The organism is Pseudomonas sp. TH21, assembly GCF_016651025.1.
GTDB classification, from domain to species: domain Bacteria; phylum Pseudomonadota; class Gammaproteobacteria; order Pseudomonadales; family Pseudomonadaceae; genus Aquipseudomonas; species Aquipseudomonas aylmerensis.
Genome location: NZ_JAEKEQ010000001.1, coordinates 4621335 through 4643039, shown reverse-complemented (window position 1 = coordinate 4643039; position 21705 = coordinate 4621335). Strand labels below are relative to the sequence as shown.

The 21705-nt window shown below is 59.1% G+C and carries 10 protein-coding genes, 1 tRNA gene and 2 pseudogenes; 9 read left to right on the top strand and 4 right to left on the bottom strand.

Annotated features, from left to right (window positions below; genetic code table 11):
* Positions 1 to 173: 173 nt before the first annotated feature.
* The 3 genes and pseudogenes from JFU04_RS20455 to JFU04_RS20445 form a co-directional block, all read right to left on the bottom strand.
* Positions 174 to 1446 (bottom strand): annotated as a pseudogene (locus JFU04_RS20455) (MFS transporter).
* Between the two features lie 55 nt (positions 1447 to 1501).
* A complete protein-coding gene (locus JFU04_RS20450; protein WP_065904329.1) occupies positions 1502 to 2656 on the bottom strand; it encodes an acyl-CoA dehydrogenase family protein in 1155 nt (384 codons plus the stop codon).
* Between the two features lie 69 nt (positions 2657 to 2725).
* Complete coding sequence (locus tag JFU04_RS20445; RefSeq protein WP_065904331.1) at positions 2726 to 3595, bottom strand: IclR family transcriptional regulator; 870 nt, start codon at positions 3593 to 3595, stop codon at positions 2726 to 2728.
* A 250-nt stretch (positions 3596 to 3845) separates the two neighbouring features.
* On the opposite strand from JFU04_RS20445, the gene JFU04_RS20440 reads away from it, so the two are divergent.
* The 3 genes from JFU04_RS20440 to JFU04_RS20430 are packed head-to-tail and all read left to right on the top strand — an operon-like array spanning position 3846 to position 7422.
* Positions 3846 to 4631: an enoyl-CoA hydratase gene (locus JFU04_RS20440; protein WP_120449278.1), complete on the top strand. Its 786-nt coding sequence runs from the start codon at positions 3846 to 3848 to the stop codon at positions 4629 to 4631.
* 2 nt (positions 4632 to 4633) lie between these two features.
* A complete protein-coding gene (locus tag JFU04_RS20435; protein ID WP_201145604.1) occupies positions 4634 to 6163 on the top strand; it encodes a 3-hydroxyacyl-CoA dehydrogenase in 1530 nt (509 codons plus the stop codon).
* A 26-nt stretch (positions 6164 to 6189) separates the two neighbouring features.
* On the top strand, positions 6190 to 7422 hold the full coding sequence (locus JFU04_RS20430; RefSeq protein ID WP_201145602.1) for a CaiB/BaiF CoA transferase family protein: 1233 nt from the start codon (positions 6190 to 6192) through the stop codon (positions 7420 to 7422).
* Here JFU04_RS20430 and lldD read toward each other — a convergent pair.
* Positions 7419 to 8549 (bottom strand): FMN-dependent L-lactate dehydrogenase LldD, encoded by a 1131-nt coding sequence (gene lldD / locus JFU04_RS20425; RefSeq protein WP_065904338.1) that lies wholly within the window; start codon positions 8547 to 8549, stop codon positions 7419 to 7421. The two genes, JFU04_RS20430 and lldD, sit on opposite strands and share 4 nt — an antisense overlap.
* A 101-nt stretch (positions 8550 to 8650) precedes the next feature.
* Here lldD and JFU04_RS20420 point away from each other — a divergent pair, with 101 nt between their 5' ends.
* From JFU04_RS20420 to JFU04_RS20395, 6 genes and pseudogenes are all read left to right on the top strand, one after another.
* On the top strand, positions 8651 to 9547 hold the full coding sequence (locus tag JFU04_RS20420; RefSeq protein ID WP_201145600.1) for a LysR family transcriptional regulator: 897 nt from the start codon (positions 8651 to 8653) through the stop codon (positions 9545 to 9547).
* 60 nt (positions 9548 to 9607) lie between these two features.
* Positions 9608 to 9683: transfer RNA gene (locus JFU04_RS20415), tRNA-Asn, on the top strand.
* A 124-nt stretch (positions 9684 to 9807) separates the two neighbouring features.
* A pseudogene (locus tag JFU04_RS20410) lies at positions 9808 to 10023 on the top strand (ParA family protein); the annotation flags it as partial.
* 459 nt (positions 10024 to 10482) lie between these two features.
* A complete protein-coding gene (locus tag JFU04_RS20405; protein WP_201145598.1) occupies positions 10483 to 12114 on the top strand; it encodes a hypothetical protein in 1632 nt (543 codons plus the stop codon).
* Between the two features lie 744 nt (positions 12115 to 12858).
* Positions 12859 to 14580, top strand: a complete 1722-nt coding sequence (locus tag JFU04_RS20400; RefSeq protein ID WP_201145596.1) for a ShlB/FhaC/HecB family hemolysin secretion/activation protein — start codon at positions 12859 to 12861, stop codon at positions 14578 to 14580.
* A gap of 33 nt (positions 14581 to 14613) precedes the next feature.
* The gene (locus JFU04_RS20395; protein ID WP_201145594.1) at positions 14614 to 21702 is read left to right on the top strand and encodes a two-partner secretion domain-containing protein; all 7089 of its coding nucleotides are present in this window, start codon (positions 14614 to 14616) and stop codon (positions 21700 to 21702) included.
* Positions 21703 to 21705: the final 3 nt, after the last annotated feature.

The window sequence follows — 21705 nt, the reverse complement described above, 5'->3', positions numbered from 1 at the left end:
GTCATCGCGTAACCTGCTTGAAAGAGGTTAGAGCCAGATCCATGCCAATTGGTTTTAACTAAATTAAAACCCTTATAAATCAATCGCCTTCTTTTCAGGTTAAACCGGCAAGCAAAGACTGACGCCAGTTATTTGGCAAACAAGGGCCGGCGCTGCCACCGGCCCGCTCGGCTTTACTGTTTTTGTGGATCGAACTGTTTATCGCGGATAAACAGCGCCGGGATCACCCCGCAGATAAAGTACGCGCCGCCCATCACCAGAAAGCCCACGCCGATGGAGCCGTGGGATGCCAGGAAACCAATGGCGGCTGGCGCCACGGCGGCACCGATGCGGCCGATGTTGTAGGCCCCCCACTGCCGAACCGCGAAACTTGGCTTCGAAGCTTTCAGTCATGTAGGTGGCGTTGACGCCATAGGGAATCCCGTACAGGAAGCCGAACACCACCAGCATCCACAAGATGTTCTCGGGGCTTTGGAACAGTACGATCACCGGCAGGAAGATCGCGGTGCCCAACGCACCCACGGCAAACACCGTACGCCGACCCAGGCGGTCCGCCGCCAGGCCGGCGAGGATCTTGCCGAAGATCATCGCCGCGTAGGTGCCGACCATGTAGCTGGTCATCGACTTGAAGTTCATCCCCAGCTCGCTTTCCAGGTACGACGGCATCCAGTTGTTCACGCCGTAGTAGCCGAACTGCAGGAAGCCTGCGGTGAGGGCCCAGAGCAGGAACATGCGGCTGGCTTTTGGATCGCTGAAAATCAGTTTGAACATGCCGTCGGGCTTGCTCTTCTGCGCGTGCCGGGTGCCATCGGCTTTCTGCCGCGCGCGTTCGGCGCGGGCCGTCAGCCAGGCCTGGGGTTCCGGAACCAGGCGTTGCATCAGGACTGCGAGGACCACCGGGATGATCGCCACGTAGAACAGCCAGCGCCAGCCGTGTTCAGGCAGGATCCAGCCGGCCAGCAAGGTGGCGACGATATACCCCACCGACCAGCCCGCCTGCAGCGTGCCGAGGACGGTGGTGCGATAGCGCGTCGGCACGTATTCGGCCATCAGGGTGTTGCACGCCACGTACAGCGCGCCCAGGCCGAGGGAGGCGAAAAACCGCGTGCTCGCAAACTGCCAATAGCTGTGGGTCATGCCCAGGATGGCGGTGCCGACAGAGAACAGCACGATGCTCCACACCACGGTTTTCACCCGGCCAAAACGGTCACAGGCCCAGCCGCCGTAGATCCCGCCGATGGCCATGCCGGCCAGGGTGAAACTGCCCAGGCTGCCGGCTTCGACGCTGCTCAGGCCGAACTCGGCTTTGAGGCTGCTGAGGCTGTAGGACAGCAGCATCAGGTCGGCGCCATCGATCAGCAGGCCGAGGAAGCAAAAGATGAATACGATGATCCACAGGTGGTTTTTGGCAGGCGACAACGCGCCCGCCGATGCGGCGACTTCCATAGCGATACCTTGTTTGTAGTTGTTAGGGCATTGGGTATGGGTATTGCGGTGAGTCCTAGCGCTGCGCCGCGCGAATCATGTTGCGGGCGATCACCAGTTGCTGGATTTGCGTGGTCCCTTCATACAGGCGGAACAGGCGCACATCCCGGTAAAACCGTTCGATGGCGTACTCGCTGATATAGCCGGCACCCCCATGAATCTGCACACAACGGTCGGCTACCCGCCCGCACATTTCCGTGGCGAACATCTTCGAGCACGAGGCTTCGGTACCGATGTCCTGGCCTTCGTCGCGTCTGCGCGCGGCATCGAGCACCATGCAACGGGCGGCGTAGATCTCGGCCTTGCTGTCGGCAAGCATGGCCTGGATCAGTTGGAATTCGGCAATCGGCTGGCCGAATTGCTTGCGTTCGATGGCGTAGTTGAGCGCGTCGTTGAGCATGCGCTCTGCCGCTCCCACGCTGACGGCCGCGATGTGCAGGCGCCCCTTGTCGAGGACCTTCATCGCGGTCTTGAAGCCCACGCCTTCGACGCCGCCGATCAATTGGCTGGCCGGAACGCGCACGTTGTCGAAGATCACATCGCTGGTATGCGCACCTTGCTGGCCCATCTTGTGGTCGCGCTTGCCCAGCGACAGCCCCGGTGTTTCACGTTCGACGATAAACGCGCTGATACCGCCCGAGCCGCGAATCGCCGTGTCAGTACGGGCCATCACCGTGAAAATCCCGGCGTGGGGCGCGTTGGTGATAAAGCGCTTGGTGCCGTTGATTACATAGTGATCGCCGTCGCGCACCGCGGTGGTTTTCAGCGAGGCGGCATCCGAGCCCGAGTCCGGTTCGGTGAGACAGAACGAACTGAGCAGCTCGCCGCTGGCCAGCAACGGCAGGTAATGCGCCTTCTGCGCTTCGGTGCCATCGAGCAGGATGCCGATGGAGCCGATACCGTTGTTGGTGCCGAAGTAGGAGCGGAAGGCGGGGGAGGTGCGCCCCAGCTCAAAGGCGATGGTCACCTCTTCTTCCATGGTCAGCCCCAGGCCGCCGTAGGCTTCGGGAATAGTCAGGCCGAACAGGCCCATTTCCTGGAATTGGCTGACGATGTCCGCCGGGATTTCATCGGTCTCGGCGACTTCGTTTTCCCGTGGGATCAGCGCTTCGTTGACGAACTGCGCAATGGCATCCACCAGGATATGAAGTGTTTGCGGGTCTCGGATCATGTGCATTCCTCAGCGGCCCGTTCAGCGGGCCTGTTATCGTCAATCTGCCGAGGCCGCACACCGATCCAGCTAGCGGGTGGCGGCCACGATATTGTTCACCATGTGCTTGAGGCGCGGTCCGATGTCGTCTTCGAGTTTCTCCCGGGAAAGGTGAAAACTCGGTCCGCCACAGTTGAACGCCAGCAAGCCATGTTGTGGGTGCAGCAGCGGTACGGCGATGGCGTTTACATCGCGGTGCCACTCTCCGATCGACATGCAATAGCCGAAGTCGGTGTAGTCCCTGAACGCGCGTTCCAGCCCCTTGCGCAGTGTCGGCCAGTCCTCCAGATGACGCTGGCGGATATGGTCGAGCATGAACTCGCGCTCGTTTTCCGGCATCGCCGCCAGGCAGGCGCGGCCTGCCGAACTCAAGTGCAACGGCAGGCGCGTACCGACCTGGCGGCGCATCGTCATGTTCGCTTCGCCCTGGACCACGTCCAGGTAGACCATGTCCAGGCGGTCCCGGGTGGCCATGGCAACGGCCGCCTGGGCGTACTTGGCCATCGTCTCCATCAACGGGTGGGCCACGGCCCGGATCGACAGGTTCGACAGCATCGCGTAACCGAAGGCCATCACGCCCACATCCAACTGGTACCGGCCTGACTGCGGCAGGTGCTTGAGGTAACCCAAGCGGGTCAACGTGTGGGTCATGCGGGTGATCGTCGGTTTCGGCAGCCCGGTCTTGCGCGCCAGTTCCTGGTTGCCCAGCACACTCTCGCTGGGCGTAAAGCAGCGCAGCAGTTCCAGGCCACGGGCCAGCGCAGTGACGAACTGGCGGTCCTTGTCTTCCTCCTCATCGTTGTTCATCGGGTCAATCAACACATGCTCGAAAGCGTGGTTGCCAGCCGGGACTTCTGAGCTATCCGGGTCCGCGTTTTGACGGCGCATGTTAAGCCTCATTTTTTTATAAAATCAACAAAACAAAATTCTATTCCGCACAGCGAAACAAAGCAAGATGTTGAGGTTTTCCGACGCTTGCTGATAACACCTGTGGAAACAGCGGGTTAGCGGCTATTTTCAAATGGATTGGGGGTTTTGCGTTTACACCTGCAGGGTCGATACTTATGATCATGGCTAAATACGGAATGTTATTTCGCACAGCGAAACAAGTGACAGGCCGACTAACAAGAACGTTGCAGCAGGAGTGAATGTGACCAGCGCAGACCAACCCGTGGTAACCCTCGACGTCCACGACAACGGCGTGGCCGTGGTCCGTATTCATCGCCCCGAGGTCAAGAACGCCCTGAATGCCCAGGTGCGTGAGGCCCTTGCCGAGCATTTTCGGGCACTCGCCAAACGCCGCGAGGTGCGTGCGATTGTGCTGACCGGTGGCGCGCAGTTTTTTGTCGCCGGAGCCGATATCAAAGAGTTCGCCAGCGCAGGCGCAATCGATATGTATCGACGCCACACCGAGTACCTGTGGGAAGCCATCAGCCGTTGCCCCAAGCCGGTGATTGCCGCGGTCAACGGGTTTGCCCTGGGCGGCGGTTGCGAGTTGGCGATGCATTGCGACCTGATCATCGCCGGCGAATCGGCGCGGTTTGCCCAGCCGGAGGTCAAGCTGGGCTTGATGCCGGGGGCGGGCGGTACCCAGCGGTTGATCCGCGCGGTGGGTAAGTTCCAGGCGATGCGCATCGCGCTCACCGGGTGCATGGTCGGCGCACGAGAAGCCTTGGCGATGGGCATGCTCAGCGAAGTCGTCAGCGACGACCAGACCCTGCCTCGGGCGCTGGAGCTGGCGGCGCAGATTGCCGCACTGCCGCCCCTGGCAGTCGAGCAGATCAAGGAAGTGATGCTGGCCGGTGCCGACCTGCCGCTGGAAAGTGCGCTGGTACTGGAGCGCAAGGCCTTCCAGTTGTTGTTCGATTCAAAGGACCAGAAGGAGGGCGCTGCGGCGTTCTTCGAGAAACGCACGCCTGAATACCGGGGGGAATAAGCATGACCGACACCCTTAATACGTTGGGCCTGGTGGGCACCGGTGTGATGGGCGCGGGCATTGCGCAGATCGCCGCTCAAGCCGGTGTGGCGGTGCGCCTGTTCGATGCCCGCGACGGCGCTGCGCAAGCGGCCCGCGACAACCTCGGCGCCACGTTTGCCAAGTTGGTGGGCAAGGGCAAGATCAGCCAGGCGGCGATGGATGCGGCGTGGGCCAACGTGCAGGTGGTTGAGCTTATCGATGACCTGCAGCATTGCGATCTGGTGGTCGAAGCCATCGTCGAAAATCTCGACGCCAAGCGCGGCCTGCTGCAACAGCTGGAAGGCATTGTCAGCCCGCATTGCATCCTCGCCACCAACACGTCCTCGCTGTCCGTGACCGCCATCGCCACCGGCTGCCGCTACCCGGAACGCGTGGCGGGCCTGCACTTTTTCAACCCGGTGCCGTTGATGCGCGTCGTGGAGGTCATCGACGGGCTGGCCACGGCGCCGCACGTCGCCACCGCGCTGCTCGCATTGGTTGCACGCATGGGCCATCGCGGCGTGCGCGCCAAGGACACCCCGGGCTTCATCGTCAACCACGCCGGGCGCGCCTATGGCACCGAAGCCCTGAAGATGCTCGACGAGGGCATCGCTGCGCGGGGCGATATCGACCGCATCCTGCGTGACGGCGCCGGCTTCCGCATGGGGCCGCTGGAACTGCTCGACCTCACCGGCCTGGACGTGTCACACCCGGTGATGGAATCGATCTACACCCAGTTCTACCAGGAGCCGCGCTACCGGCCGTCACCGCTGACCCGGCAGATGCTGGTGGGCGGGCGCCTCGGGCGCAAGACCGGGCAGGGTTTCTACCGCTATGAAAACGGTCAGTTAGTGGACGCCCCGCAGCCTCAGCCCGTACCGACGGTGCGGCAACAGCCACCGGTGTGGATCGCCACCGAAAACAGTGAAGACCATGCGCGCCTCAGTGCCTTGCTGATCGACCTCGGCGCCCAGCTGGAAAACACGCCACAACCGTCGCCGGACGCGCTGTGCCTGCTGGCACCTTATGGGCGGGACGCGACCAGCGCGTCGGTGCACTTCGACACCGATCCGGCGCGCACCGTGTGCATCGATGTGCTGACGGACCTGTCGCGCCAGCGCACCCTGATGCAAAACCCGCTGACCTCTGCCGCCATGCGTGATGCTGCGCATGCCTTGCTCGCGGCGGATGGGGTCGGGGTGACCGTGATCGGTGACAGTGTCGGTTTTGTCGCCCAGCGCACCCTGGCGATGGTGGTCAACCTGGCCTGCGACATCGCGCAGCAACGGATCGCCACCCCCGCCGATATCGACCAGGCGGTGCAATTGGGCCTGGGCTATCCCAACGGCCCGCTGGCCTGGGGCGATGCGCTTGGCCCGCGACGTTTGCTGACAATTTTGCAGCGTATGAGCGAACTCACCCATGACCCGCGCTACCGCCCCAGCCCCTGGTTGCGGCGGCGGGCGTTGCTGGGGATTTCCCTGCGCCATGAAGAGCCGGCAGTCGGCTGATTTCCCAACCTCACAGGATAAGAACAATGGGTGCATTGACAGGTTTGCGGGTACTGGATTTAAGCCGTGTGTTGGCCGGCCCGTGGTGTGGGCAAGTGCTGGCGGACCTCGGCGCGGAAGTGATCAAGATCGAACGGCCGCAAAGCGGTGACGACACACGTGGCTGGGGCCCGCCGTGGATGAAGACCGACACCGGCGAGTCGTCCGGGCAGGCGTCTTATTACCAGTCCACCAATCGCGGCAAATTGTCGGTGGCCATCGATCTGGCCAGTGCGGAAGGGCAGGAGTTGGTACGGGCACTGGCGGCGAGTTCCGATGTGTTGATCGAGAACTACAAGGCCGGTTCCCTGGCGCGCTACGGCCTGGATTACGCGACCCTGGCCGAGATCAATCCGCGTCTGGTGTACTGCTCCATCACCGGTTTTGGCCAGACCGGCCCGCGTGCCGAAGAACCGGGCTACGACTTCATCATCCAGGGCATCGGTGGCCTGATGAGCATCACCGGCGAGCGCGACGATCTGCCGGGTGGCGGTCCGCAAAAAGTCGGCGTGGCCTTTTCCGACCTGATGACCGGCCTGTATTCCACGGTGGCGATCCAGGCCGCGCTGCTCAGCCGCGAGCGCACAGGCGTCGGCCAGCATATCGACATGGCCTTGCTCGACGTGCAGGTCGCGACCTTGGCCAACCAGAGCATGAACTACCTGGCCTCGGGCAAGGTGCCGCAGCGCTATGGCAACGCCCACGCCAATATCGTGCCTTACCAGGTGTTCCGGGCAGCCGACCGCGACTTCATCATTGCCTGTGGCAACGACAGCCAGTTCGTCGCGTTGTGCCAGAGCATCGGCTTGCCGCACCTGCCGGATGACCCGCGCTTTCGCCGCAATGCCGACCGCGTGGCCCACCGCGCCGAGATCGTCGAGTTGCTCTCGGCGCACTTTCTCGGGCGTACGGCCGATGAGTGGGTGGCGTGCATTCATGCCTCGAAGGTGCCGGTGGGGGCGATCAACTCCATCGCGCAATCGCTGGAAGAGCCCCAAGTGATCGCGCGCAACCTGATGGTGAAAATCCCCCACCCGCAGAATCCCGATTTCGCCATGGTCGGCAGCCCGATCAAGATGTCCGGGACGCCGGTGGAATATGTGCGGCCGGCTCCGATGCTGGGGCAACACACCGATGATATCCTCGGGCAGCGGCTGGGCCTGTCGGCTGAGCAACTGGCGCACCTCAAGGCGCGCGGTATCGTCGAGCAGCAGGGCTAGACCAGGGTGGTGCGGTCGATCTGGTCGATCGAAGTGACGCCGGTCAGGGTCATGGCCACGCGCATTTCCTTGGCGAAGATATCCAGCAGGTTCTCCACCCCGTGCTGGCCATCGGCGGCCAGTGCATAGGCAGTCGCGCGGCCCAGCAGGCACGCCTTGGCGCCCAGGGCGAGCATGCGCACCACGTCCAGTCCGGAACGGATGCCGGAGTCGACCAGCACCGTGAGGTCATCGCCGACCGCATCGGCAATCGGTGGCAGCGCCTTGGCGGTGGACAGCACGCCGTCGAGCTGGCGGCCACCATGGTTGGAGACCACGATGCCATCGGCGCCAAAACTCACGGCGTCCTTGGCGTCCTGCGGGTCGAGGATGCCCTTGATGATCATCGGTCCCTTCCAGAACTCGCGGATCCACTCCAGGTCTTTCCAGCTGATCGACGGGTCGAAGTTGTTGGCCAGCCAGCCAATGTAGTCTTCCAGGTGCGTCGGTTTGCCCAGGTATCTGGAGATATTGCCGAGGTCGTGCGGACGTCCCATCAGGCCCACATCGAAGGCCCATTGTGGCTTGGTGACGGCCTGCAGCATGCGCCGCTGTGCCGCGAACGGACCCGACATGCCCGAATGCGCATCGCGATAGCGCGCGCCAGGTGTGGGCATGTCGACCGTGAACACCAGCGTGGTGACCCCGGCCGCCTGGGCGCGCTCCAGGGCATTGCGCATGAAGCCACGGTCCTTGAGCACATACAGCTGGAACCAGATCGACTGCGGGCTCTGCGACGCCACTTCTTCAATCGAACACACCGACACCGTCGACAGGCAGAAGGGAATGCCCTGCTTGGCCGCCGCTTTTGCGGCCTGCACTTCACCGCGTCGCGCGTACATGCCGGTCAGGCCGACGGGGCTGAGGATCACCGGCATCGCCAGTTCCTGGCCGAACACGCTGGTTTTCAGGCTCAGGTTGTCGACATTGCGCAGGACGCGCTGGCGCAGGCTGATCTCGGCCAGGTCCGAACTGTTCGCGCGCATCGTGTGCTCGGCGTAGGCGCCGCCGTCGATGTAGTCGAACAGAAAGCGCGGCAGCTTGCGTTTGGCGGCGGCGCGGTAATCGGAAGCGGACGAGATGATCATCAACAGTGTCTCCACAAGGCAAGGTGGCTTGAGGATAAGGAAATTTATGGCATGATAAAAACAACTTTTATCACTGGCATCCAGTCGCAAAGGGAATACCGATGAACCTCAGAACACTGCGCGCCTTTGTCGAAGTGGTCCGCCAGGGCGGTTTCTCCCAGGCGGCCGAGGTGGTCTCCCTGACCCAGTCCACCGTGAGCAAGGCGGTCAAGACCCTGGAGGACGAACTGGGCACGCCACTGCTCAACCGCCTGGGTCACCGCAACGAACTCACCGCCGCCGGCGAAATCGCCTATCGCCGGGCCCTGGTGCTGCTCGCCGAACGCAACGACCTGGTGGCCGAGATCAACGATTTGCGCGGCCTCAAGCGCGGTGTATTGCGCATTGGCCTGCCACCGGTGGGCTGCGGCGTGCTGTTCGCGACCATGTTCGCCACCTACCGCAGCCGCTACCCGGACATCGACATCGAACTCACCGAATACGGCAGCAAACGCCTGCGCGAATGCCTGGAAGCGGGGGAGGTCGACCTCGCCGCCTTGCTGCTGCCGGTGGATGAAGCGTTCGACTACCAGCCCGTGCGCAATGAACCGCTGATGGCGGTGTTGCCCATCAGTCACCCACTGGCGCGGCGCTCACGCATCGACTTTACCGGCCTCGCCGATTCACCGTTCATCCTCTTCGAAGCCGGCTTCGCCCTCAACGCCAAGATCCTCGCCGCCTGCGAGCGCAAAGGCGTCACGCCGCGTGTCACCGCACGCAGCGGACAGATCGACTTCATCGTCGACCTGGTCGCCGCCGGCCTCGGCGTCGCCTTCCTGCCGCGCATGCTGGCGCACAAACACCAACACCCCGGCATCGCCCTGATCCCCTTGGACGAACCCCACACCGACTGGCACATCGCCCTGGCCTGGCGCACCAACGCCCACCTGCCACCGGCAGCCCTGGCCTGGCTGGAACTGGCAAAGGAGCACCGGCTCGCAACCGGTCATCCGGTTTAATCACTTGAAATACCAGAGAAAGCTTGACTTCTCCTTTTCAATCAGTAACATACGGCGCATTCCGCGATAGCTCAGTTGGTAGAGCAAATGACTGTTAATCATTGGGTCCCTGGTTCGAGTCCAGGTCGTGGAGCCAGACATTGAGAAAAGCCTGCAGAGATGCAGGCTTTTTTTTGCCTTGGATTTCTCCAGGGTGATCAAAGTGCACAGTGTGACCAGCATGAAGCCGTCCCAAATCTTACGATTCAGAGGGAAGCTCCATGAAAGTCGCTGCAGTCGTTTCAACCAAAGGCGGGCCGGGTAAGACCACGGTTGGCGCCAATTTAGGTGCGTTCTGCGCCGATGCAGGTGTTCGGACCCTGCTCATTGATCTTGATAATCAGCCATCGCTGTCGTCGTTCTACGCGCTATCGCATGAAGCGCTAGGCGGCACCTATCAACTAATCGCGAATAATGAGACCCGGGGCGATTCAATTTTCCAGAAATTGATTCATCTCTGATTCAGTGTGCCGCGCTTTATGGGTGTGATGACTATGCCGCTCAGACAGACCTAATTGTTCAACTGCTAGCGCTGAAAAAAAATGTACGGGGGGCGCCTTGACGTTCTGTAAGTTCCCAAACGTATAAAAAGAACGTCGCCAGTTTCGACGTGGAGTGATGAGGGGGCACTGAGTAATCTGCAGGCGTCACCCAAGGAGCGCGCTCAATCACGCTGCGCCTCCATTACTCAGGAGTAACACCATGTCGAACAAACCGTCGAATCAGCAACCATCCAACCACCAGCGCGTTCAGAACAATCACCGTTCTGACTCGTTAAACACGAACCGAGGTACCAATGGTTCGAACACCACCAACTCCCTTGTGCACGGAAACCGAGGTAAGCAAATGAACCCTAATCAGCAGTAAGCCACACGGGCACTTCGGGGAAACACATCATGGAAAGAGTGTACACATCACCCACTCTAGGCGACGTGGTTAAGTATGCGGTTGCGGCGTCTGGCGTGATGCCCCGAAAGGCCCATGATCGTCTCGACGAAACCGAGTTCGATCAGAGCATGGCGAAGACTTACCAAAAGCGAATGCAGCGCCTGGCGAAGGAGGACTGCCATTTGCAGAGCACATTTGAGGATATCGCGAAGCTCCTTACAAGCACGCTAGGGCGGTATGTCCGATGTGGGTTCCGAGCGGAGCAAATCCGCGAATTACTCAATGACCTGCACGAGTCGTACGTGTCCCTGATTAAACAGATGGGTACGTACATGACCAAGGCCGACACCACACGCTATTTTCTAACGAGCTATGCCATTGAAATAGCGGTGCGCTCTGCGGCTCGTACCTGGATCGTGATGCAAGGGTATATCTATGCCGTTCCTCAGCCTCTGGAGCCGTGTTGGTACCTGCCCTCAAACGTTGATGGGGATATGACAACACCCCTTGCTAAGGTAATGGCTTGGGCCTATGCGGCATGTGGCTGTCGCCTTTCCACGTTCCATGATCCCGCAGGGACGCAGGACGAAATAGGTCGACATGAGCGCAACGAGAGGGCTGCCCGGAACTGGAAAGCGGGCAAGCATTTACCTTCCCTTCCTGCGCTGGTGAAAAACTTGGAGGACTCTTTCAATGCGCAAGCATTGATTGGAAATCCAGTTGAGCAACGGCTCCAAGACGGTATTGTTACCTGCGCTGTAATTGCACGAATCACCACCTTCATTACGCAGGATGTTCAAAAGGTCTTTGGCAGGGAGTTTCTGAAGGAGACCTTGAGCCAGACACGGCTTTACGCTGGATGGATGGCGGTAGAGATCAAGGAATACCTTGCCAATCTAGATCAATACCTTATTGAACATGCTTCAGAAATTGAGCCACCCGACGAGAGTGGGAAAAAGTTTGGACTAGAGAGCCAGGCTTCAATCCGCATGAAGAAGAGAGTCAGTCTAGGTATCAAAATGGCACCTTACTTTTGGGGGGGCTTTGAAGCTAAATGCCAGACTGCAAGCGACCTTATGATGGAACACACAGACCATGATGGGCATGTGCCCGATAACGTTACTTTGTGGTTGGAGAAGCGCTACGGCGCCTATGCAGCGCGGATCCGCGCAGACGTTATTTCTCGCTGGAGATTAGACAAGCCCGCTGATCTTGACACGTATGTGCAGCGAGGCATGGTGATGAGGAACCTCCAAAATTTAACCTTGGAGGACGTAAATTCTTTCCACGAAGAGTTGAGCTGCGCCTCCATAGCAGGGCGTTTGCCATGGCTTGTGGAATGGCTTAAGGGGATCGTTTTCTACAGGTCAGCCGATTACGCCGCTTCCTCTATTTACTACACCCAAGCATTCAAGTTGGCTAAGTATTCAGCTGGGGATCTGCAGTACCCACTGGTGAATCAATATCTGGAGGTAATGGCAAAAACCAATCGGTGGCTGGACTTCAAGCAAGGGGCGCTGTGGGCTAGCTATCTCGACTTACCTGTGAGGTGGTTACGGGATAGAGAGCCCACTGACGCAAACATTCGTAAAGCATTCAACGTCTTGGGGCTATCACAGATGCAATACACGCGGATGTGATTCGCTTGCCGCTAAGGAAGATCTGGATATTGAGGTTCTACAAGCTCATTGATAATGGCGTTCAATGTTCCAGTCGTTTTGAGGGACCAGACCTTCATGTCAGTGATGCATACACTGATAAACCGTCCACGACTCCGAGTGATGCGTCGCTCGGAGCAAAATCACATTCCGGGAATGCCTCTTTGATCGCATCGATCACGTAGGGCGCTCGGGAAATGCCCCCAATCAAGAACAGCACTGGGGAATAGTCTTGGGTTACATCCGTACCTCTCCAAGAAGCTCTTGAAATGAACGCATGAGGCGTTCTGCTCCGAGTGCTAAGTCGGCTTTCGGCATACGATCGCTACCGATTTGATGAAGCAACCCAAGAGCAACCTTCACATCTTCTAGGACCTGTTGGGGTACCGAAGTATCGCCACGACCCTGAAATATGTTCATGTGGATGTTGAGCAGGTGAGGCATGCACTGGAGGCAATGCGGTAGCGGGCGATTTGCTGTCTGGATTGAGAACCTAGCTTGAGAAGAGCCTGCAGCCATGCAGGTTTTTTGATTGGCCTAGCGATTAGAGTGCTTGGCTATATTTACAGAGCTCGTCTCAATTTCCTCCATGTACGGCTGAGCGGCGGTCCCAATTTTCCATGTATCGTCCAGAAAACAAATTTGTACATTTAATTGACGCCACTATAACGCCACCATATGATCGCCGCTCATTGATGGCACTTGGCTATATAGAGGGATCTACACATGTGGCGTTGCAGGCGTCGGACCAGGCTCAGCCTGCTGTCCGTTTTTTTATGCCTGGGCTTAGCCGGGACGGCCCAAGGCGCAACCCCGCAGAACACGCCGGGCGTTACCGACCTGATCCGCGATCGTCAGGATCGCCTGCTCGAAGAGCAGCAGCGCCGCCTCGAAGAACTCAAGGATCTGCCCGGCAAAACCGCTGCCTCCGCCAAACCGACAGCCCCGGCTGACACCCGTTGCTTCCTGATCAAAACCATCGAACTCACCGGCGCTGACGCCCTCTCCGAAGGCGAGCGCAACAGCTTGCTCAAGCCGTACATTGGCCAGTGCCTGGGCGTACCTCAGCTCAATGATCTGCTCAAGGTCATCACCGACCACTACCTCGCCAAAGGCCTCGTCACCAGTCGCGCCTACCTGCCGCAACAGAACCTCGCCAGCGGCAACCTCAAGGTGCAAGTGGTGGAAGGCCGTCTGGAAGGCATGAAGGGCGCGGAGGGCAGCGGCATCACCGACCGCCAACTCGCCATGAGCTTCCCAGGCAAACCGGGTGACCTGCTTAACCTGCGCGAAATCGAGCAAATGGTGGATCAACTGAACCGTCTGCCCTCGAACCAGGCCCAGATGGAGTTGGCGCCCGGCAAAGAAGTGGGCGGCAGCGAAGTGCTGGTCAAAAACACCCCGCAGAAACCCTGGCGCGTCGGCCTGTCGCGCCACAACGGCGGCCAGCGCGCCACTGGCGAGCAGCAGTGGGGCGCCAGTCTGGATTGGGATAATCCACTCGGTCTGGCCGATCAATTGTCGCTGCGTGGCGGCCACGATGCGGTCAGTGACCACCAGAAAACCTCGCGCAACTCTATGCTCAATTACAGCCTGCCGTTCGGTTGGTGGAACCTCAATTACAGCTACAGCGAAACCGAATACCGCTCACTGGCCCAAGCCAGCGGCTTCAACTTCAAGCAATCGGGCGATAGCCAGAACCATCAGTTACGCCTGGAACGGGTTATTCACCGTGACGCCCTGAGCAAAACCTCCCTCAACACCGGCGTTGCCTACCTGCGCACCAACAACTTCATCGAAGACAGCAAGCTCGCCCTGAGCAGCAACCGACTGAGCGAAGCGCAGTTCGGCATCAACCATGGTCGACGTATTGGCGGTTCGTTCCTCAACATCGACCTGGGCATGCAGGATGGCATCGGTGCGTTCGACGCCCAGGCCAATCACAACCCACGCCCCGGCCAGGCCGATGCGCGCTATCGCAAATACACCGCCACGCTGAGCTACCTGTACCCATTCAAGCTGTGGGGCGAGTCGTTCAGTTTCAGCAGCCTGATGACCGGCCAGCGCAGCGAAGACGTGCTGTTCAGCCCACAACGCATGAGCCTCGGCGGGCAGTCTTCGATTCGTGGCTACAAGGACCAGAGCCTGGCCGGTGATAGCGGCGGCTATTGGCGCAACGACCTGCGTTGGAGCCGCCCGGTGACCTGGGCCTGGATGCAGCCGGTGTTCAGCGAGTACGGCACCAGCCTTGGCTACGACCAAGGCGTGATCAGCCATGGCCGCTACAACGCCGAGCAGCATGGACGCATGAGCAGCAACTCCGTGGAGCTGTTTGCGCGCGGCCAAAACGTCGCCGCCACGGTGACTTTTGCCCACTCTTTGGAACGACCGGGGCCGATCACTGAACGTGAAGCGCCGATCTATTTCCGCCTGGATTTCTTCCTTTAAATTTTTACCGCCCTTCGGGCATCGAGACATCACATGGACGTTCGCCAGTTTGCCTTCCTTGCGCGCCAACCTTCTGCGGCCCTGAAAAATCGTTCCAACTTCTTGGGGCTGCCCAAACGCGGGTTGGCATTGGTGCTGGCCAACGCCATGTTCTGGCAACCGTTGTTGGCGCAAGCGGACGGCATTGTGGTCAGTGCACCCGGCACCGGCCTGGGCCAGGCCGCGAATGGCGTGCCGATCGTCAATATCGCGGCGCCCAATGGCAGCGGGCTGTCGCACAACCAGTTCAAGGACTACAACGTCGGCGCCAACGGGCTCATCCTCAACAACGCGACGAATCGCACCGAGTCCACGCAGTTGGGCGGGATCATCCTTGGCAACTCGAACCTCAACGGTCGCGCCGCCAGCACCATCCTCAATGAAGTCAATGGCGGTAGCCCAAGCCAGTTACGCGGCTACACCGAAGTGGCGGGGCAGTCGGCGCATGTGATCGTCGCCAACCCCTACGGCATCACCTGCAACGGCTGCGGGTTTATCAACACGCCGCAGGCGACGCTGACCACCGGTAAAGCAGTGATTGAAAACGGCCAGGTCGGCCGCTATCAGGTCGATCAAGGCAGCGTTTCCATCGAAGGTGCCGGGCTCAACGTCAATAACATCGATCGTTTCGAGATCATCACCCGCTCGGCCAAGATCAATGCCGAGATCCAGGCCAAGAACCTGACGATCATCGCCGGCGCCAATGACGTCGATGCCAAGACCCTGAAAACTACGGCACGTGGCGCTGACCCGGCGACCGCCCCTCAACTGGCCATCGACTCTTCGGCGTTGGGCGGTATGTACGCCGGCGCAATCAAGCTGGTCAGCAGCGAAGCCGGCGTAGGCGTGAAGCTCGACGGCAAGATGCTCGCCAGTGGCGGCGACATGCAACTGGATGCCAATGGTCATTTGAGCCTGGTGCAAGCCACCGCCGCCGAAGCGGTTGTCATCAAGGCACAGAGCCTGGACGCCCAGGGCAAGATCTACGCCGGCACCCGCGTTGAAGCGACCACCCAAGGTACGTTGACCAATCGCAGCGCCATCGCTGCCCAAGACAGCGTTGCGTTGACCAGTGCGGGTCAGCTTGAAAACCTGGGCATGATCGAAGCGGGCGTCACCCCGGAGAACACCCGCAACCAGACGGGTGACGTGGTGCTCACCGCCAAGAACATCGACAACCGTGGCCAGAGCGTTGTCGCCAGCCGTGACCTCAAGGCAACCGCCACCGAAGCACTCGACAACCGTGCAGGTACGCTTTCAGCCAACGCCCGCCTGACGCTTGACGCGCAGGATCTGGACAACCGTGGCGGTGCCTTGACGGGTCAGGGTGCGGTCAAGACCACCCTCAGCGGCACACTCGACAACCGAGAAAAAGGCACGCTCGCCAGCGGCGGCGAGCAAACGTTGAACGCTGCGGCGGTAAAAAATACTGATGGCGTGATCAGCAGCCAGGACACGCTCGGCCTGGACCTAGCCAGTCTCGACAACACCAGCGGCAAGATCACCGCCAAAAACACCCTGACCCTTGACGGCATGGCCATTGAAAACGCCAAGGGCCAAATCACCAGCCAGGGAGACATCCTCGCCACGGCCAAAACCTTCAGCCAGCAAGGCGGCAAGTTGATCAGCCAGGGCCAGCTCACCCTGGTAGCCGACACCCTCGATAACAGTCTTGACGGCTACATCGCGTCCGCCAATGCCATGAGCCTTACGGCCCACCAGCAATTGATCAACACCGGCAAAGGCATTATCAGCACCCAGCAGGGCCTGACGATCAACGGCGGTGCGGTGGACAACACCACCGGCAGCCTGCTCAGCCAGCGCGGTATTACCGCTACGTTGAGCGAGGGGCTCAACAACCGAGACGGTAGCGTCATCACGCAAACAGGCGACCTCACGATTGATGCCGACGGCGTCGATAACCGTGGGGGCGTTTTGGCGAGTGTCGCGGGCAAACTCAAGACCACCCTGGCGTCTGTTTTGGATAACGGCAAGTCGCTCAGCACGCCCGGCGAGGCGGGGCTGATTCAGGCTCAGTCGCTCGATCTTGGTGCTCAGCAGGCCGTCCTCAACAATGGCGGCCAGGTGTCTGCCTTGAATGGCGATGCCCTGATCACCACCGCCACCCTCGACAACCAGGGCGGCGCCGTGCTGGCCAAGCAACAGCTGGTGGTGCGCGCTCACGACCTCAACAACACCCAAGGCCGCGCGGCTGGCGACGCCATCGATCTCGGCCTGACCGGCGCACTGAACAACCAGTCAGGCCTGGTCGAAGGCAGCAGCGGTTTGCTGATCGACGCCGCCTCCATCAACAACCAGAACGGCAAGTTGCGCTCCCTCGGCCAACAAGGCACCGCCAGCGTGGCCAGCCAGCAATTGCTGGATAACCAGAGCGGCATGATCGAAGCGGCTAACCATGACGTGTCCCTGCGCATGGCCAGCTTCAATAACGCGGGTGGCAATATCCAGCACGTCGGCACCGGGACCTTTGGAGTCGATCTGGCGAAGTTCAGCAATATCGGCGGAAGCGTTGCCACTGCCGGCACACTGACCGTCGATGCCGCGACCTGGGACAACAGCACTGACGTTCAAGCTGATGTGCTCAACGTCACCGTCGGCCAGTTCAACCAGGCATCCACCGGCAAGCTTGCGGCCAGCCAGAGTTTCACCGGTAAAGGCGACACGTGGATCAATGCCGGGCGTATCACCAGCGGCGGGGCGTTCTCCCTGACGGCTACCAACGTCACAAACACCGGTACCCTGGGTGGTGCCGGCAAGGTTGATGTGAACGCTGACGCTGTACGCAACGACCACGGCCTGATCTTCAGCGGCACCGACATGGCGCTGCGCCTCAAGAACCTGACCAATTACTACGCCGATATCTACAGCTTGGGCGGCCTGAGCGTAATGGCTCGCGACGGCGTGGCGCGCAGTGCGTCGTTGGAAAACATCTCCAGCCATATCGAGGCCACCAACGACGTATTAGTGCGCAGCGACAGCGTGATCAACCGCAAGGATGTGTTCAGCACTGTCGACGAAGCCGTGTCGGGCTACCTCAGCGTAACGTGCTACGACTGCAGTGGTGATCATCACAACGTCGACTACGTTGCACATGAAGTCTCCAAAAGTGTGGTGGCGACAGATTCGGGCAGCTCTTTGATCCAGAGTGGCGCGAAGCTGACCGTCGAAGGGTCAAGTGTTCTCAATAAGTACAGCACCATGGCCTCGGGCGCTGATCTGCTGATCACCGCTGACAACTTCGCCAACATCGGCGCGACCACCGGTACCAGCACACGCACGCGTACGTGGAACACCGGTCGTATTACCGATGGTACAGACGAGCGCTTTCGTGCCAACTGGATCTACCCCTACAACGCGCAAGGTAACCCCAAGGTACTACCGGTAGGCGCGCTCAACTCCTTCAATCTGGTAGGTGATACCACCAACGTGACCCCGGGCGACCCGATCGCCTCGGTGATTCAAGCGGGCGGTAACATCAGCATCCAGGCGACACAACAGCTGGAAAACAGCAGCATCATACAGTTCGCACCGCCTACACCGGTTTCGGACAAAGGCGGCGCCACTGCTGTGACCAAACCGGCCGTGGTCGTGCTGAACCCACAACTGCCACCCGACCTGGCACAGCAACAAGTCAACCCGACCACCCTGCCAGGCTTTACGTTGCCGAGCGGTACGAACGGCTTGTTCCATGTGGTCGATAGCGCCGCCGCAGCCAAAAACAGCCAGGACCTGAGCAAGGCCAACATCCAGGGCTCGGACGCCAGTCGCGTGTTTGTTGGCCCTAAATACCTGGTCGAAACCAACTCTGCCTTCACCGACCTCAAGCAATTTATGAGCTCGGATTACCTGTTGGGCAAACTCGGTTACGACCCTGAAACCAGTTGGAAACGCCTGGGTGACGGCCTTTACGAACAACGCCTGATCCAACAAGCCGTCACGGCCCGAACCGGCCAACGTTTCATCGCTGGCCAGACCACCGATGAAGGCATGTTCAAGTACTTGATGAACAACGCCATTGCCAGCAAGGATCAACTCAACCTTTCCGTGGGTGTAAGCCTCACCTCCCAACAAGTCGCCGCACTGACCCACGACATCGTCTGGATGGAAGACCAGGTGGTCAATGGTGAGCACGTGTTAGTGCCCGTGTTGTACATGGCCCAGGCGAACAACCGCCTGACGGCGGATGGCGCGCTGATTCAAGGCAAGGATGTGACGCTGATTGCCGGTGCGGATTTGAAGAACGCCGGGACCTTGCGCGCCAGTGAAAGCCTGTCGGCAGCGGCGGGTAATAACCTGGTGAATACAAGGCTGGTCGAGGCTGGTGAAAAGCTCAAGCTGGTCGCGGGCAAGGACCTGGTGAATATGCAAGGCGGCATCCTCAAAGGCAAGGATGTTGACCTGAGCACGTTGACCGGCGATATCCGCAACGACCGGAGCATCACCACGATTGAAAACAGTGGAAAAGGGTTCAGCTCCAAGACTGCTGTTGTGGATAGCGCTGCGAGCATTGAAGCCGGAAACAACCTGACGATGCATGCCGCTCGCGACCTGCTGAATGTGGGCGGGGCCATTACTGCTGGAAACAATGCAGACCTGATCGCAGGCAGGGATGTTGTTATCGCGGCAGCTCGCGAAGAAACCGGGTCGATGCGCCAGGATAAGCGGCATTTTTGGGAGCAAAGCCAGACGGTTCAGCATGCGAGTGAGGTCAGGGTCGGTGGGGATTTGGAAATCGCCGCCACGAAGGATTTGGCGATCGTTGCTAGCAATGTAACAGCCGAAGGCGATATCAATCTTTCGGGCAACGACGTTAGCTTACTAGCCGCAGCCAATGAAGAGTCGAGTGAATATCGTTACAAGCGCAGCGGGAAAAAAGTCAACCAGGAAGAGGATCATGTCAAACAACAGTCAACGACGATAAATGCGGGCGGTGACGTCAATGTCACTGCACGTAATGATTTGTCGATGGTGTCGAGCAAGATAATCGCTGGGCAGGAAGCCTATCTGGTCGCGGAAAACAAGCTAAATCTGCTCGCAGAGCAGGACCGCGATCATTCCCTCTACGATATGAAAAAGAAAGGGAGTTGGGGAAGCAACGCGGCGAAGCGCGACGAAATAACGCAAAACACGAACGTTGGTAGTGAAATTAAGACCGGCGGTGATCTCACGCTCAAGAGCGGTGGCGATCAACGCTATCAGGTGGCAAGACTGGATAGCGGTAAAGACCTGACGTTGGATAGCGGTGGCCGCATCGTGTTTGAGGGTGTGAAGGATTTCCACGATGAGAGCCATACCAAGAGCAAGGGTGACTTGGCTTGGTACAAGATGAAAGGCGAAGGGAAAACGGATGAGACTCTTCGGCAAAGCGCTCTGATCGCTCAAGGCAAGCTTGTCATTAAAGCGGCCGAAGGCATTCGTATTGACATCAAACAGGTCGATCAACAAAGCGTTAGCCAAACCATCGACGCGATGGTTCAAGCTGATCCGAACCTTGCTTGGATGAAGCAGGCGGAAGCTCGGGGCGATATCGATTGGCGTCAGGTCAAGGAAATTCACGATAGCTTCAAGTACGAGTCTTCTGGGTTGGGGGCGGGGGCAAAGATTGCCATCGCAATCTTGATGTCGTTCATCATGGGCCCAGCAGGTTTCGGGTTACAGGGCGCCAACTTGGCCGTGGCGACAAGCCTGAGTACTACGGCAGTCACAAGTACCATTGATAACAAGGGAAATCTTGGGTTAGCAGTGAAGGAAACGTTCAGCGCGGGTAGCCTGAAAAATGCGGCAATTGCGGGCTTCACTGCTGAGATGCTGGATTACGCCAACGACAATTGGTTTGCGGCCGCTGATAAGGCCAGCGGGGTTACACAGGGGGTCCAGCCTTCCACTGGCTCCGCGCTGAGCACGACTAATAGCTCCCAGGACATTTTCCATTGGAGTAGCGCGACTGATGCAGCCACCCGGGTAGTTGGGCGAGCACTGATTACCAGCGGAATCTCGACGGCCATAGGCGGTGGTAGTTTTGGCAGTAGTTTCAATGCTGCCTTGCTTGGGGAAGCTGGGAATATGGCTATGGCCACCGGCTTCAATTGGGTTGGCGACACCATTACTTTCCCAAATGGAAGTGTTCAGAAAATTGCTGCTCACGCGATCATGGGCGGTCTACTGGCAGAGTTGACTGGAAGCGATTTTAAAACGGGAGCCGCAGCGGCAGGGCTGAACGAAGCCTTGATCAACGGAATGGCTGCCGTAGCTGGAAAAAACAAAGATTTGCAGTTGGTGCTTTCTCAGCTTACCGGTCTGGTGGGAGCGGCCGCCGTTGGAGGGGATCTAAATGCAGGCTCGGTGATTGCTCAGAAGGCGACAACGTTTAACTATCTTTATCATGAAGAAGTCAAAGAAATGCTTCGGGAGGTTGATAGCAAGGTAACTGCGGCTGAGAAGCAGGAAGTAATAGACCGTTACAATGCACTAAGCGCGAAAAGAGACGCTGAGCTGGATGAATTGTGTGTTAGATCACCATCAGAGTGCAGAGCGATTTCCATTCGACTTGCTGACGATTATCAGAAATCAGCAGATTTGATTACTACGCTACGTCACGAGGGCAATCCTGCGGCGTCAACAGTCGGCATGATTATTGACCAAAATTTTGGAGCCACTGCGACGATTGGTTCAATAATCAAGTCAAAAGGCGGTAGTCCTGTGACGCTGTTGGCGGCGGAGGCGATTAAGCAGGGAATTTTTCTTGTCCCTGGAAAGCGCCCTGGTGCGACGAAGGACTCCGTGACGACCCCGGCGCCAGAAATCGGTACTATCAAAGTCAGGACGACCAAAAACCAGACTCGCTTGGGAGGTGAGGCAGGCGAGCCAGGGATTACTATCACTTACAAGGACGGCACAACCTTTGACATGACTCGCACTCGCGTCAAAGAAACGGAGCCAAATACTTATAAACCGGGGAAAACGCGGCCGGTTAAATTTGAGAATGCTCTTGATAATAGCGGAACGAAACGGGCTCCGACGAAGGCGGAGCTAGATTGGTTCAATAGCATCACATGGGATTAAAAA

Coding starts and splice junctions, on each gene's coding strand:
- JFU04_RS20450 (WP_065904329.1), bottom strand. CDS start 2,656: ATGATCCGAGACCCGCAAACACTTCATATCCTGGTGGATGCCATTGCG.
- lldD (WP_065904338.1), bottom strand. CDS start 8,549: ATGATCATCTCGTCCGCTTCCGATTACCGCGCCGCCGCCAAACGCAAG.
- JFU04_RS20435 (WP_201145604.1), top strand. CDS start 4,634: ATGACCGACACCCTTAATACGTTGGGCCTGGTGGGCACCGGTGTGATG.
- JFU04_RS20405 (WP_201145598.1), top strand. CDS start 10,483: ATGGAAAGAGTGTACACATCACCCACTCTAGGCGACGTGGTTAAGTAT.
- JFU04_RS20430 (WP_201145602.1), top strand. CDS start 6,190: ATGGGTGCATTGACAGGTTTGCGGGTACTGGATTTAAGCCGTGTGTTG.
- JFU04_RS20400 (WP_201145596.1), top strand. CDS start 12,859: ATGTGGCGTTGCAGGCGTCGGACCAGGCTCAGCCTGCTGTCCGTTTTT.
- JFU04_RS20395 (WP_201145594.1), top strand. CDS start 14,614: ATGGACGTTCGCCAGTTTGCCTTCCTTGCGCGCCAACCTTCTGCGGCC.
- JFU04_RS20445 (WP_065904331.1), bottom strand. CDS start 3,595: ATGAGGCTTAACATGCGCCGTCAAAACGCGGACCCGGATAGCTCAGAA.
- JFU04_RS20420 (WP_201145600.1), top strand. CDS start 8,651: ATGAACCTCAGAACACTGCGCGCCTTTGTCGAAGTGGTCCGCCAGGGC.